Origin of the sequence: Phenylobacterium sp. (genome assembly GCF_016124325.1) — a bacterium.
GTDB lineage: Bacteria > Pseudomonadota > Alphaproteobacteria > Caulobacterales > Caulobacteraceae > Phenylobacterium.
The window spans coordinates 280,586-294,662 of record NZ_WGNY01000019.1 but is presented as its reverse complement, the minus strand read 5'-3'; the positions used below and the strand labels follow the sequence as shown (position 1 = coordinate 294,662).

Sequence of the window (14,077 nt, the reverse complement as noted above, 5' to 3'; positions counted from 1 at the left end):
AGCGGACATTGGGACCGGTGCGAAGAGCGGACCCTCAGTGCGCCCCGAAGCTGACAGACCGCCCTGCCTTGCCGTCGTGGGCGTCCCAGGCGGCGTTGATGATGTAGGCGTAGAGCGCCGCCGCCTCGGCGTCCGACATGGTCTTGAACTGCGGCATGCCGTTGGCCTTGCGATCCCCGCCCTGGACGATGCCCTTGAAGACTGGAAGATCGACCTGGGTGCGGTTGAGGTTGGCCACGCCGCCGCCCACCGAGGCCCCGCCGTCGGTCCCATGGCAATACTCGCACTGATAGGCCGCGAACAGCATCTCGCCTGTCTTCGCCAAATTCGAATTCTGACGTGGAGCTGGCGGCGTGGGTATCGGCTCGGGCGTCGCCAGCGACGGATAGGCCGCCGTGCCGCCCAGCTTGAAAGCCAGCAGGCGCGGCGGCGTGCGGCTCTGGGGCGTCGAGCTGTAGCGGCTGACCAGCGAGGCGGAGGCCGAAGCGGCCCCGTTGCCGGTGGCCACGACAAGGTACTGCTCGCCATCCAGCATCACGGTGGACGGCGCCGCGCGGATCGCGCCGCCTGTCTGATGGCTCCAGACCACCTTGCCGGTCGTCTCATCGAATGCGAGCAGCCGCCCGTCGGCCAGGCCCTGGAAGACAAGGCCGCCCGCGGTGTGGAGGAGTCCGCCGTTGACGGGCAGGCGACCCGTCCTTGCCCGCCACTTCACCTTGTGGCTGGCCAGGTCGATCGCCACCACCTCGCCGCTCGGCTTGACCTTGGCGTCGGGTCGGTCGCCGTAGAGCCAGTCATAGGCTCCCTCGGCGGTGATCTGCACCGGCAGGATCATCGTGGGGACGAAGAGGACGTCCGTCTTCGGATTGAACGCCAGCGCTTCCCAGCCATGGGCCCCCATGCCGCCCGGCAGCATAAGCGTGTCCTGCCCCGGCCGGTTCCAGTATTGGGCTTCGGGCTTGTAGATCGGCCGGCCATCTCCATCGAGGCCCTTGGCCCAGGCGATGTCCACGTACTGCGTGCCTGACAGGAACTTGCCCGTGGCGGCGTCATAGACGTAGGCGAAGCCCTGTTTGGGCACCGACACCACGACGTGCCGCGGCTTTCCGTCGACCGGCACGTCGGCGATCATCAGGCCGACGGCGGCCTCATAGTTCCAGCCGTCATGGGGCACCTGCTTGGCGTGCCAGCGGTATTTTCCGGTGCGCGCATCCACCGCGACCACCGAATTGGTGAACAACTCGTCGCCGGCATCGGGGGCCCGCGCCGTCGGCTCCGCCGGTCCCAGGGCGCCGGTCCCGATGATCACCTGCCCAAGCTTCTCGTCGTAGGTGATCGCATCCCACGGCGCGCCCGGCCCATGTGTCTTGCCATACCATCCGGTCCCCCAGGTCTTGGCGATCTTCCTGTAGAAGGGGTCGGTCTCCGTCGCGGGATCGCCTGGCACTGTATAGAAGCGCCACCGGCGCTTCCCCGTCTCGGCGTCGAACGCATCGACGAAGCCGCGTTGCGTGCCGAGTTCCTGGTTCGAGTTTCCAATGAACACCATGCCGCCGCCGACCCGCGGCGCGCCGGCGATCCCATAGTCCAGGCTGGGATCGCAGCTCTGCGCCTCCCACACCTGCTTGCCGGTCTTCTGGTCCACCGCCACCAGCCGGCAGTCGCCTGTGGCGATGATCACCTTGCCCTTGTAGAGCGCCACGCCGCGGTTGAACTGACGCGCCCAGAAGACACCGAAGCCCTGATGGTCCGCGGCGTCGTCCGGATAGGTCGCCTCGAACCGCCAAAGCAGCCTTCCGGTCTTCAGGTCATTGGCGAAGATGCGCCCGCCGGGACCGCCCTGGAACACCACGCCGCCTTCGATCAGCGGGTTGCCGACCAGCCCGTAGGTTGTCGGCATGTCCGCCGCCCAGGCCAGGCCGAGCTTGCCGATAGTCTTGGCGTCGATCTGCCTGAGCTCGGCATGGTGCTGCATCTGCGAGCTGTTGCCGAGCAGCGCCCAGTCGGTGTTCATCGGATCCGCTTGGGATCGCGAACAGCCAGCCAAGCCGCCCGCGAGGAGGGTCCCGATCAACGCCACGGCGAACGCCGGCGTGCGGGCGGCGCGGCGCGACCATCCCGTCCGACCCAGGCGCCCGACTTTCGACCGTCCATGGTTTCGCGACCCCATCCTCGCCTCCGCACTTGTCAAATCGTATTTTTCATGACGACGTTACGATAATTAGCGCCCAGTTGTGGGGCGACGCAAGCGGAGATCGATCCATGCAATTCGAGGGGGATACGGCGCGCCGGTCGGGCGGCGGCGTCGAAGGGCTTCTGCGCGCCGGACGGTGGGCCGCCGTGGGCTCGACCGCGCTCGCGGCCGTGCTGGCCGCGGGCCAGGCGAGCGCCCAGGACGCGACGGCGGCGAGCGTCGACGAGGTGGTCGTCACCGCCCAGAAGCGGGCGGAGAAGCTGCAGGACGTCCCCGTCGCCGTCTCAGCGCTGGCCGGCAAGCAACTGGCCGCCCAGCGGCTAAACAAGGTGGACGACATCGTTTCGTTCGCGCCGTCGCTCCAGGTGCAGTCCCCAGGCGGGGACGGCCTGCCGATCTTCTCGCTGCGCGGCGTCTCGATGGCCGACTTCAGCGCCAACCAGAACGGGCCGGTGGCGACCTATTTCGACGAGGTCTACAGGGGCGCCTCCGCCCTCCTGGGCGTGAGCATGTTCGACCTCGAGCGCGTCGAGGTGCTACGCGGCCCGCAGGGGACGCTCTACGGCAAGAACACCACCGGCGGCGCGGTCAACATCATCTCCCGCAAGCCGGCCTTCGAGACCGGCGGAGAGCTGACGGTCGGCTACGGCAATTTCAAACGCCGCGAGGCCTCCGGCGCCGTCAACCTGGCCCTCTCCGACCGCATGGCCACACGGTTCGCCTTCACCGGCGAGAAGGCCGATGGATGGATGACCAATCTGACGCCCGGCGTGTCCCGCAAGCTCTACGCAAGCGACGCCTACGCGGGTCGCCTAAGCGTGCTGGCGCGCCCGACCGACCGGTCGGAGTTCGTCCTGCGCGTCTCCGCCAGCTACCAGGATCCGATCAACTACGGGGTGAAGGCCGAGCCGGAAGACGGCCTCGGGATCGGCGGCGCGATCTACAATCTGTTCGGTCGGCCGGGCTATTTCCCAACGGGCCTCGGCAAGGACGAGGTGGAGAACAACAGGACACTTCACCGCAAGCTTCGGAACTGGGCGGTGTCCCTCCACGGCGAGGTCGGGCTGCCCAACGATCTGACGCTGACATCGGTGAGTTCCTGGGATTGGGGCAAGTCGTTCATTCCGGAGGACAGCGACGGCAGCCCGAACCCGGCGCTGGAGGTCGACTATGCGGCCCGAGCCCGCCAGATCGCGCAGGACCTTCGCCTGACCTCGGACTTCGCCGGCCCCTTCAACTTCATCGTCGGGACCTACCTGGGGCGGGAGCGGATCTACAACGCCACCACGCTGTCGTTCTTCACCGACGTCGATGTCGACGGGAACGGGGTGGTCGACGCCCAGGACTGTCTGGCCAATTTCTTCGTCGCCTGTCGGTTCGCCAACAGCTTCACCCAGACCAAGACGAGCGCCGCCCTCTATACCGACCTGAAGTTCGCGCTGACCGATCAGCTGACCCTGCGCGGCGGACTCCGCTACACCCACGACACGGGCAAGCTCGCCGGGTATCGATCACGGATCCTGGACGTCGGCGGGGCGGTTCTTGGCGACGTGATCGTCCCGGCCGACCTGGCCGCGAGCGGCGTCGACCGCTTCCGGAAGAACAACCTCTCCGGAAAGATCGGCCTCGACTACAAGACCGACGCCGGCCAGCTGTTCTACGTGAGCCTGAGCCGCGGCTACCGCGGGAACGCCTTCAACGCCCAAGCCTTCTTCGATCCGTCAGAAGCCACGGTGGTCAAGCCCGAGACGCTCACCGACCTCGAGGGCGGCGCCAAGCTGGAGCTCCTCGACCGGCGCCTGACGCTCAACCTCGCCGCCTTCTACTACGACTACAGGAACACTCAGTTCCTCAACCTCGACAACGGCCTGCAGAAGCTGGTCAACGTTCCGAAAGCTCGAATCTACGGTGGCGAAGTCGAGCTCAACGCCAGGCCGTGGCAGGCGCTCGGTTTGCGGCTGGGGCTCGGCCTGCTGGACTCGGAGATCCGTAACGGGTCCCTCAACGGGATCGACCTGCGCGGCAATCCGCTGCCCACCTCGCCGCACGTCAGCCTGTCGGTCGGCGTGGACTGGACGCTCGCCGACCTGACCGCCGGAACCGTCTCCCTGCACGCCGACGGCAAGGTCACCTCGAAGCAGTACTTCGATGTCTTCAAGACCCAGGCGCAGTCCCAGAAGGCCTATGGTCTGGTCAACGGGAGCCTGCGGTTCGACGCGGCCGACCATCGCTGGGGCGCGTCCGTCTGGGCCAAGAACCTGCTCGATCAGGACTATTACGCCTACCGCGTCTCCGTCGACACGACCGCCGAGAACTACGAACATCCCGGTGCGCCACGGACATTCGGGGCCACCATCAACGTGGCGTTCTGAGACCCGCAGGTCGACGCTCGGAGGGCCGGCGTCGTTAGGCGCCGGCCCTGCCCGTTGCGCCGGCGGCCGGCGCGATCAGCGCCATCGTCGCATCCAACAGCACCTGCACGCGCTCCGGACTGAAGCGCTCCGGCTCGATCGGCAGCAGCATCATCCAGCCGTCGCCCATGGCGCAGAGCTGGTCCGACAGCACGTCTGCGGCGATGTCCGTCCGCACGCGGCCTTCGGCCTGCCGGCGCGCCAGGATCGACGTCAGGCCGTCGCGATAGCGGCCGTAGCGCCGTTGATAGACCGCCGCGAGCGCCGGCTCGTGCCGGGCGCTCGCCAGGAGTTGCAGGTCGCCTGTGCGCGTGCTGGACTGCTCGTCGCTCATCAGGTCGAGCCAAAGGCGGAAGCCCGCCCGGATATCGATCTTCTCCTGGACCTCCAGGATGGTGTCGAAGACGTCGAAGCGGCTCTCGATCAGCGCCGCCATCATCTCTTCCTTGCTGGCGAAGTAGTAGGTGACCGCGCCCGTCGTGCAGCCGGCGCGCTGCGCCACCCTGCGAAGCGACGCGCCGGCATAGCCCTCCTCGGCGATGACGGCGAGGGCCGCGGCCAGGAGCTCGGCCCGTTTCGCTTCGCGATCGCCAACAGGCCGTCCCCGCCCGCGCGCATCGGGTCGGGCTTTGCGGGGGCTCGAGGCGCGCCGGGCGGTCGCGGAGAGATCGTCGGCCATTCCCTGAAGATAGAGGGTTCGATCCACGCTTCAATTCTCATAACACTGTTGCGATAAATGGAGTTGGGCGCTAGGGTCCCGGGGTCGGACAAACCCCAGGGAGGAGACACCCCATGGATGAAGCACTGCGGACGGCCTATCGCGAGGACGGCGCCGTCCTCATCAGGGGCCTGCTGGACAAGGACGCGTTGGCCCGGTGCCGCGCCGCCTTCGACTGGGCGATCGAGAACCCTGGCCCGAACGCCTCAGCTATGTACGACGGGACCGAGCAGCGGTCGCACGTCGACAACTGCAACCCGCTCGCCAAAGCCCGCCTCGACGACCTGGTGTCGTCCCTGCCGCTGGGGCGCACCTTCGCCGACCTTTGGGGCTCCGAGCACGCCTGGTACTTCGCCGAGGAGATCTTCCTGAAGACCGGCGGAGTGGGCGCCCGCACTCAATGGCACCAGGACACCTCCTACCTGCCCTGGGACGGCGCGCACTGGGGCAACGCCTGGATCAGCTTCGAGGCCGTGCCCAAGGCGAACGCCCTGGAGATCGTCCGCGGTTCGCACCGCGGGGCCCGCTATGACGGTCCGACCTTCGTCGACCCCGGCGACCCCACCCAGCCGCTGCACAACGTCGCCGCCCTGCCCCGCCTTCCGGACATCGAGGCCGAACGTGCGCGCGATCCCGCATCCTGGGACATCCTCTCCTGGGCGACGGAGCCGGGCGACGTGGTGATCCTGCACCCCAACAGCCTGCACGGCGGCGCACCGGTCGACCCTTCATTCCCGGATCGTCACACCCTGGTCCTGCGGTTCTTCGGCGACGACGCCACCTTCTACCCGCTGCCCGAGGACAGCCAGATGGCGGACTTCGCGCGCAATGGCATCCTCTTCCAGGAGGAGATGGCGGCCCTCAACCCCGGAGACCCCTTCCGCGCCCCCGTGTTCCGGCAGGTCGCGTGATGGGATCCGAACCGATGAGCGCGCCCAAGACCCGCCAGACGATCATCCCGCCCGCGACCCAGCCGATGTACGACGCCTATCACTTCGCGCCCGCCACCCGGGTCGGCGACATGATCTGGGTGTCCGGGCAGGTGGGGATCGACGCGACGATGGCGCCCGGCGTCGGCATGGAGGCCCAGGCGAAGCTGGCCTTCGAAGCCCTCAAGGCCGTGCTCGAGGCGGCCGGCGCGAACCTTTCCGACGTGGTCGAGCTGATGACCTTTCACACGGACCTGCGCGGTGACATGTCCGCCTTCAGCCAGGTGAAGGACCAATACTTCCCCGGCCCCTATCCCTCGTGGACGGCCGTCGGTGTCACCCAACTCGCGATGCCGGAACTCCTCGTCGAGATCCGCGCCGTGGCGGTCGCCGGTTGCCGCGGCGCCTGACGCGGCGCGCGCCCCGGCCGCGTTCGCCATCCCGGCCTCTCGAACCTCTCCCCGCGAGAGGCCGGGACAAGCGCCGAAGACCAGGTTCGCGGGAGCAAGGACACTTCACATGACCTTGAGCGAGCACAGTCCGGGTTCGACCCGCGGCCCGGACATCCTATCGCGGGCCGAAGAGAAGCACGCCGCCCGGGCGCTCTCACCAGCCGTCGCCTGGCCCACCCTCGCGATGGCCGTGGCCCTACCGGTCGCCCATTGGACGATTGTCGGCCTGGGCTTGGCGCGTGTGCTGCCGCTCTGGGCCTGCTTGGCGACGCTCACCTTCACTGCCTACGCGCACTACACCCTGGTCCACGAAGCCATCCATGGGAACCTCGTCCCCGGACATCCGCGGCTGCGTTGGCTCAATCCGCTGGTCGGCTGGCTGGGCGCCCTGGCGCTTGGCTACAACTGGCCAAGCCTGTTGCGTACTCATGTGCTCCATCACGCCCACACGAACTCGGAAGAAGATCCGGACGCGCAACTCAAGGGCTCGCTCGCCGCATTGGTGCTGAAATGGTGGGTTGGCGTGGTCTGCGTGGCCACAATCCCGCCCATCCTGCTGAAGCGCATCTCGCCGGGCCTCTACCAGAAGCTCGCCGGAAACCTCGTCGGCTCTGAAGTCTGGCAGGCCTCTGGCGTCGCGGCCGCCACGCTCGCCCTGCTCGCGGCCGCCATGGCCACAGGCCGAACTCTCGACTGGCTCTGTCTGCTGTTCATCCCGACCCGCCTGGCGAGCCTCATCCTCAACATCTTCTTCTCGTGGCTGCCGCACCATCCGTTCGACCAGACCCAGCGCTACCGGAACACGCGGGTCAGCCTCTGGCCCGGCGGCGGCGTCCTGCTGCTGCAGCAGAACCTGCACTTGATTCATCACCTCTGGCCCGGGATTCCGTTCTACAACTACGGCCAACTCTATCGCCGACTGCGCTCAAAACTCATCGCCGAGGGCGCGCCGATCCAGGGCCTGTTGGTCGGCCGCCACGCCCGCGATCTGTCGCGACAAGAGGCCGGTCTGCCCAACATCTGAGAAACGCCAGAAGCGCGCTGAGATCGGACCGAAGGGCGGTCCTTCAGATGCATTCCCCACGCAGGTTTGTATTCGTCCCCTGGTGGAAATTGAAGCGGCGGCGCCAAGTGGCCAACCGCTTGGAAGACCAGAGAGCCCTGGAGTTCAAACCTGGACGCAGCGCTTGGACGCACCGCTCAAGTTACGTTGGCGATCGCCCATTTTGACATTCGAGGTGGGCTGTAGGTCTGAAACGCGGTCAGAAGCGCATCGACTGTGTCGCAAGCGATAAGCATTTCGCGGTGAGCCTGCTTCAGGAAGCCCGCGTCAACGAGCCGATCGAGAAAGCCAAGCAGACCGTCAAAGAAACCCGCGGCATTGTAGAAGGCGCAAGGCTTGTCGTGGTGACCGAGCTGAGCCCAGGTCCAGACTTCGAGCGCTTCCTCAAGCGTGCCGATCCCGCCTGGAAGCGCGACGAACGCATCGGAGAGCTCGGCCATCAGCGCCTTGCGTTCGTGCATCGAGCCGACCACACGAAGGTCCCGAAGTCCCAGATGCGCGACTTCCTTGTCCCGCAAAGCCTGCGGAATGACGCCAACAACTTCGCCGCCGCCTTCAAGCGCGGCGTCGGCGAGGGCGCCCATAAGCCCGACGGAGGCGCCACCGTAGACAACGGTGATCCCCCGAGAGGCGAGGCTTCGTCCAAGGTCTCGAGCGGCCGCCAGGAACCGCGGGTCACGTCCCGCATTCGATCCGCAGAAAACACAGACGCGGCTTATCGAGGTCTTTGGGGTTCCGGGGCGCGTGTCCATGGCTCTGAATTCGCCCGGAGCATGGGTTGCGGCAACCTATGGAATTCCATGGGGTGTCTGCGATGGGAAGGAAGGACGCCAGACGGCGTCCCATAGGGCCCAACCCGGAACGGCGCCGTCGAACTCGTCCAAGGGCGAAGGTGTTCACGTCCAGGGACGGCCTTGCGACGTCGAAACACCTCATGCGGCCGCGCCAATGGCCAGGTTTGCCGGCCGCCCGGCTGGATAGCGTCGGGTCACCATGTTCGCCAGAAAAGCCATCAGGTCATCGCCTTGCGCCGCCACCCCGCGCGCGATGCGGCGAGGGCCAGGCGGACGCCTGCCTCGCACCGCTTCGTCTCAACATCGGGGTCACGATCATGTCTTCCGACCGACTGAAGGCCCTGACGGATGGCGTTGTGGCGATCATCATCACCATCATGGTGCTCGAGATGAGACCGCCGGCGAGCGACACGCCGCAGGCGTTGCTGGCGATCCTGCCGACGTTCCTGAGCTACGGGCTGAGCTTCATCTTCATCGCGATCTACTGGAACAACCACCACCACTTCTTCCTGCTGGCGCCGAGGGTGACCGGGACCGTTCTCTGGGCGAACCTGAACCTGTTGTTCTGGATGTCCCTGGTTCCGTTCTCGACCGCTTGGATGGGTGAGCACCCGCAGAGCCCCTGGCCTGCGGCCACTTACGGGATCACCCTGCTGAGCTGCGCCCTAGCCTGGCGCATCATGCAGGCTGCGATCATCAGCTCTCAGGGCGCCAGGTCTCTCCTCCGTCGCGCCGTCGGCGGCGACTGGAAGGGCAAGGCGTCCGCGGCCGGATATCTGCTCGGGATCGGCGCATCCTTCCTGAGCCCAACCGCGGGCGCGTCGATGTATGCAGGCGCCGCGTCCTTGTGGCTGATCCCGGACCGTCGAGTGCGTCGCGTGTTCCTGGTTCCCGACCTGGACGACGGGGAAACCTGACCGCGCTAGGCGCGCGCTCCTCGCCGCGGATCCGGGTCCGCCGCGGCGCGCCGCCCGCTAGGCCGGCAATCGCGTTTCAACACCACGCAAGTGCTCGGGCAGCGTTTCCCAGGTGCGGATCAACGCCCCGACCGTGGTCACCCGCATCTTGCGCAGCCCATTGCTCCTATGGAGTTTGACGGTCACTTCGCTGATACCGAGGTCGTAGGCGACCTGCTTGTTGAGCCGTCCCCGGACCACGTGGGCCAGCACGTCACGCTCACGTGGCGTCAGGGTCTCGTAGAGTTCGGAGTTGCAGCGCGCCACCTGAGCGCGCTCGCGTTGGGACCGATCACGCTCGAGCGCGGTGGCGACCGCGTCCAGGAGCGCCTGATCCCGCACCGGCTTTGTCAGAAAGTCGACAGCGCCCGCCTTCATGGCCTGCACGGTCATGGGGATATCGCCGTGACCGGTGAGGAAGACGATGGGCTTGGCGTTTCCGCCCGCCGCCAGCCGCTGCTGAAGGTCGAGCCCGCTCGACCCGGGAAGCCGCACGTCCAGTACGAGGCATCCCGGTTGTTCCAGGGCGCCGGAGCCCAGCAGCTCTCGCGTCGTCGCGAAGCATTTCGGGACGAGGCCCACAGACAACAAGAGCTCGGCGAGCCCTTCGCGCACCGCCAGGTCGTCGTCCACGACCAGGACGACGCCCTGATCCGTCGCGGTGTCGTGCGGCGCCGGATTCGCCGCCAGAGGTGTCTGATGCAGCATGCTCGCGTCTCCCATCTTCAGTCCTCGAGAGTCTGCTCGATGGCCGCCAGCAGCAGCCGGCCATCGATCGGCTTGCGGAAAAGCCCTGACGAGGCGGCGACCTCCGCAGGGCGCTGCGCCCCGATCTCGTGCCGCCCGGTCACCAGGAATACCGGCATCTTCGGATGCGTCCGGCCCACGGCCTCCCGCAGCTGGAACCCGTCCATCCCGGGCATTCCGATGTCGGTGATGAGGCAGTCGAGATCGTTCAGTCCAGCTTCGAGAAGCGCATGCGCCGAGGCGAAGGTCCTGACGACATAGCCTGCGGACTCGAACAGGTTCTCCAACGACTCCAGGAGCCGCGCATCGTCGTCGACGACCGCAATTGTACGCTTGGCGCTACTCACGCTTGCCTCTCTCCGCGACGCGAATGGGTGATGGGGATTTCCAGGCGCTGGGCCATCCGGACGAGATCGGCCAGCGAGTCGGCTCCCATCTTCCGCAGCACGCTGCGCCTGTGGACCTGGAGGGTGACTTCGCTCAGTCCCAGCTCGGCGGCGGCCTGCTTGTTCAGCAGGCCGCTGACGATCAGCGGCAGCACCTCGCGCTCGCGCCGGGTGAGGCTCCCGTATCGGCCCTGGAGGCCGCGCAACTCCGCGCGTTCCGCCCGGGCGCGGTCGTCCTGCGCGAGCGCGGCCTGGACGGCGGCCAGGAGCTCCGCCTCGCCGAACGGCTTCGTCAGGAAGTCGACTGCGCCGTGCTTGATGGCGCGGACCGAGGAGGGAATATCGCCATGGCCGGTGATGAAGACGATCGGCGGGTGGTCGCCCCCGGCCAGCTGGGCTTGAAGGTCGAGGCCGTTGATATCCGGGAGCTCGACGTCGAGCAGCAGGCAGGCGGCGCCCTCGGGCATCGCCGCTCGCGCGTAGTCGCCCGCCGAGCCATAGGTTGCGACGGCCAGTCCGTGGGCTTCGAGCAACTCGCGCAGAGCTTCGCGGACCCGAACGTCGTCATCCACGATCAGGACCAGAGGCTGGAGAGACGTCATGACGGCGCCGTCGCCTCGATCGGCAGGGTGAACGCGAAGGTCGCGCCGCCGCTCGCCGCCTTCGGCTCCGCCCACAGGCGTCCGCCGTGGGACTCGACGATCGAGCGGCAGATCGCGAGCCCCATGCCCATGCCGCTGGGCTTCGTCGTGAAGAAGGCGTCGAACACCTTTTCTGTCTCCGGCACGCCCGGGCCGTTGTCGCTCACCTCGACCTGGACCACCCCGCCGTTGCGGAAGGCGCGAACGGCCAATCGGGGGCGGTCGGCGGCCCCGTCCTCCAGGGCGTCGATGGCGTTGCGGATGAGATTGGCCAGCACCTGCTGGATCTGGACCACATCGAACAGGAGGGTCGGCAAGTCCTCTGCGACGTCCGCCGTCATCTCCACGCGCGTACGGGACGCCCGATCCGCGATCAGCCGCCCCACGTCGGCGATGAGGTCCCCGATGGACGCGTGGGTGCGGGGTCCGGCCGCCTGGCTGAACAGGGCCCGGATTCGGCTCACCACATCCGCGGCGGCGTTCGCATCGCGGATGATCCGTTCGATGGTGGTCTGCGCCCGCTCCAGGTTTGGCGGCGACGCCGTGAGCCAGCGCTGGCAGGCCTGGGAGTTCAGGACCACCGCCGCCAGGGGCTGGTTCACCTCATGGGCGATCGAGGCGGAGAGTTCGGCCAGACTGGCGGCCTGGCTCGCCCGTGCGAGACGCTCCTGAGCGAGCCGCAGATCCTCCTGCGCGCGCATCTCCCCGTCGATGTCGAGACAGATGACGTTCCACTGTACGATTGCGCCGTGCGCGTCTCGCATGGCGGCCGCCCGCGTCTCGACCCAGCGATACGCGCCGTCGAACCGCCGCAGCCGGTGTCGACGCGCATAGGGCTCGCCCGTCCGCAGCGCGTGGTCGTAGTCCGCCTTGACCGCCGCGAGATCGTCCGGATGCACGCCGGCGTCCAGGGTCTGGGCGAGCCGCGACCCATGGCCCTCGTCGAGAACCTCGAGGGGGTAGCCGAGAAACTCGCGAAGCTGCTGGCTGCGGTAGACCGGTTCCCCATCCGGGGCGGCGCAGTCGATCATCGCAGGCAACGTTTCGACGAGCTGCCAGAGGAACTTCTCGCGTTCACGAAGCGCCTGGTGGGCCGTCGTCAGCTCATCGACATCGTGGCACACGCCGTACCATTGGACGATCGCGCCCATGGCGTCGAAAAGCGGCTCGGCGCGGCTGGACATCCAGTGGTAGGCGCCGTCGTGCCGGCGCATCCGGTACCGCAGCGAAAATGGTTCGCCCGTCGCCAGGCTGTCGCCGAGACCTTCTCGGAATGCCTGCCGGTCGTCGGGATGGACGGCGGCGATCAAGCCCTCCAGTCCTCCCGCGGTCAGCGCCTCTCCATCGCCGGCGCGGCCCAGATAGTCCGCCATCCGCTTGTTGAAGAAGGTGGGCTCGCCGGCGGGCGTCAGCCGCCAGACGTGGCTCGGGACGAGATCGACGAGCTGCGACAACTCCTGTTCGCGGGCCCGCAGCGCCTCCTCGTTCTTCTTGTAGACGTCGGTGGTGATCGACGTCCCGTACCAGCCCGCGATGCGCCCTTGTCGGTCCCGGATCGGCTGGGCGACGCTGCGGTTCCAAGCGTAGCCATACGCAAGCCTGACCCGGTGTTCGTAGAAGAACTTGTCGCCGGTCGCGAGGCAGTGGCGCCAGGCTGCGGCCAGGCCGTCGTAGTCATCGGGGTGAGTGTGGGGCTTCCAGACCGTGTGGCCGGCGTCCGCCGCCGCGTTCACGTCCCCGATCGTCTGATCGATGTTCACCTGGGAGAAGGTGGTGAGATAGGTCACCTTGCCGCGAGGATCGATGGCCCAGGCGTTGCCGAAGAGACCCTCGATCACCTGGATCGCCCGGGCCGCTTCGGCCTCGGTGTCGAAGGACGCGGTGAGCGCCCGGGTTCCAAAGGGGCTGGGTCCCGGCCCTGACTCGGGCGGGTCGATCGGGACGCTGTCGCCCTTCCATTGAAGGCGGCCGTCGGACGCGTACCGGGGCGGTTCCAGCGTAACCTCCGCCCAGTGGAAGTCCCCCTCGGGCTCGCGGAGACGCAGGGCGGCGGGCTGTGGCCGGCCGGTCCAGAAGGCGTGGGTGATGCCGTGCAGGGCGCCGCTGCGGTCGTCGGGGTGGACGAGCGTGAGGGCCGACGGCGTGTCGCCTGCCGGGTCGTCACGATCCGCCCTCACGGCGGCCGGCTCCGCCGCCCCCGGCGCAGCGCTCCGCTCCAGCACCGTCCCGTACCAGCCGAGGATGCGGCCGCGCGTATCGCGCACAGGCTGGCCGGAGCACCGGCTCCAACGGTAGCTCCCGTCCGCGTCGCGCAGGCGATGGGCCACATGATAATGCTCGCCCGTCCGCAGGCAGCGGCGCCAGGCCGCGGCGGCGTCGGGGTAGTCGTCGGGATGCGTCAGTCGCTCCCAGCCGGCGGCGGGATCGTCGGACGGCGGGTTGAGGTCGTCCTGCGCGACGCCCAAGAGGTCCAGCACGCTCGGGGTGACATACACGAACCGGCCTCCGGCGTCGGTCGCCCAGGCGTTGCCGACCACCTGTTCGACGACCTTCGCCGCTCGAACGACCGCCGATGGTTCGGCGTCAGTCGCGATGGCCGACATGGCTCTGCCCTCCCGTCGGAGTCGCAATCCGCCGCCACGACCCTGTCGCCAATCTAGCATTCCTTCCGACAGGGCGTGTCCCGGTCGGCCGCAGACTAGAGCCCGCCGCGCCGAGCGGCATCCTATGGAAACCCATCGGTCGCCGACGCCGTCCCACCCCCCGCGCGCCGGGGCGCAGCGCGC

12 protein-coding genes are annotated in these 14,077 nt (G+C 67.8%); 5 read left to right on the top strand and 7 right to left on the bottom strand.

Going from position 1 to position 14,077, the window contains the following annotated elements:
- Nucleotides 1-34: 34 nt before the first annotated feature.
- Entirely contained in the window at nt 35-2,014 is a 1,980-nt protein-coding gene (locus GC203_RS12185; RefSeq protein ID WP_293454671.1) for a PQQ-binding-like beta-propeller repeat protein, read from the bottom strand.
- A 248-nt stretch (nt 2,015-2,262) separates the two neighbouring features.
- On the opposite strand from GC203_RS12185, the gene GC203_RS12180 reads away from it, so the two are divergent.
- Nucleotides 2,263-4,566: a TonB-dependent receptor gene (locus GC203_RS12180; protein ID WP_293454669.1), complete on the top strand. Its 2,304-nt coding sequence runs from the start codon at nt 2,263-2,265 to the stop codon at nt 4,564-4,566.
- Between the two features lie 34 nt (nt 4,567-4,600).
- On the opposite strand, the gene GC203_RS12175 is transcribed toward GC203_RS12180, so the two are convergent.
- Nucleotides 4,601-5,284, bottom strand: a complete 684-nt coding sequence (locus tag GC203_RS12175; RefSeq protein ID WP_293454666.1) for a TetR/AcrR family transcriptional regulator — start codon at nt 5,282-5,284, stop codon at nt 4,601-4,603.
- A 113-nt stretch (nt 5,285-5,397) separates the two neighbouring features.
- On the opposite strand from GC203_RS12175, the gene GC203_RS12170 reads away from it, so the two are divergent.
- The 3 genes from GC203_RS12170 (at nt 5,398) to GC203_RS12160 (ending at nt 7,728) form a co-directional block, all read left to right on the top strand.
- Nucleotides 5,398-6,234, top strand: a complete 837-nt coding sequence (locus GC203_RS12170) for a phytanoyl-CoA dioxygenase family protein (protein ID WP_293454664.1) — start codon at nt 5,398-5,400, stop codon at nt 6,232-6,234.
- Between the two features lie 14 nt (nt 6,235-6,248).
- Nucleotides 6,249-6,662 carry a RidA family protein gene (locus tag GC203_RS12165; protein ID WP_293454662.1) on the top strand — a complete coding sequence of 138 codons (414 nt, stop codon included), beginning with the start codon at nt 6,249-6,251 and terminating at the stop codon, nt 6,660-6,662.
- Between the two features lie 109 nt (nt 6,663-6,771).
- Complete coding sequence (locus GC203_RS12160; RefSeq protein ID WP_293454661.1) at nt 6,772-7,728, top strand: fatty acid desaturase; 957 nt, start codon at nt 6,772-6,774, stop codon at nt 7,726-7,728.
- Nucleotides 7,729-7,904: 176 nt separating this feature from the next.
- Here GC203_RS12160 and GC203_RS12155 read toward each other — a convergent pair whose 3' ends face one another.
- Entirely contained in the window at nt 7,905-8,519 is a 615-nt protein-coding gene (locus tag GC203_RS12155) for a TIGR00730 family Rossman fold protein (RefSeq protein WP_293454659.1), read from the bottom strand.
- A gap of 359 nt (nt 8,520-8,878) precedes the next feature.
- Between GC203_RS12155 and GC203_RS12150 the strand changes: the two genes are divergently transcribed.
- A complete protein-coding gene (locus GC203_RS12150) occupies nt 8,879-9,478 on the top strand; it encodes a TMEM175 family protein (RefSeq protein ID WP_293454656.1) in 600 nt (199 codons plus the stop codon).
- A 57-nt stretch (nt 9,479-9,535) separates the two neighbouring features.
- On the opposite strand, the gene GC203_RS12145 is transcribed toward GC203_RS12150, so the two are convergent.
- Genes GC203_RS12145 through GC203_RS12130 form a run of 4 tightly spaced genes read right to left on the bottom strand, consistent with a single transcriptional unit; the run spans nt 9,536 to nt 13,894 of the window.
- Nucleotides 9,536-10,225 carry a response regulator transcription factor gene (locus GC203_RS12145; RefSeq protein WP_293454654.1) on the bottom strand — a complete coding sequence of 230 codons (690 nt, stop codon included), beginning with the start codon at nt 10,223-10,225 and terminating at the stop codon, nt 9,536-9,538.
- A 17-nt stretch (nt 10,226-10,242) separates the two neighbouring features.
- The gene (locus GC203_RS12140; RefSeq protein WP_293454652.1) at nt 10,243-10,611 is read right to left on the bottom strand and encodes a response regulator; all 369 of its coding nucleotides are present in this window, start codon (nt 10,609-10,611) and stop codon (nt 10,243-10,245) included.
- Nucleotides 10,608-11,252, bottom strand: coding sequence for a response regulator (locus GC203_RS12135; RefSeq protein ID WP_293454650.1), 645 nt, complete (start codon nt 11,250-11,252; stop codon nt 10,608-10,610). The genes GC203_RS12140 and GC203_RS12135 overlap by 4 nt, the downstream gene beginning before the upstream one ends.
- On the bottom strand, nt 11,249-13,894 hold the full coding sequence (locus tag GC203_RS12130) for a PAS domain-containing protein (RefSeq protein ID WP_293454647.1): 2,646 nt from the start codon (nt 13,892-13,894) through the stop codon (nt 11,249-11,251). The genes GC203_RS12135 and GC203_RS12130 overlap by 4 nt, the downstream gene beginning before the upstream one ends.
- Nucleotides 13,895-14,077: the final 183 nt, after the last annotated feature.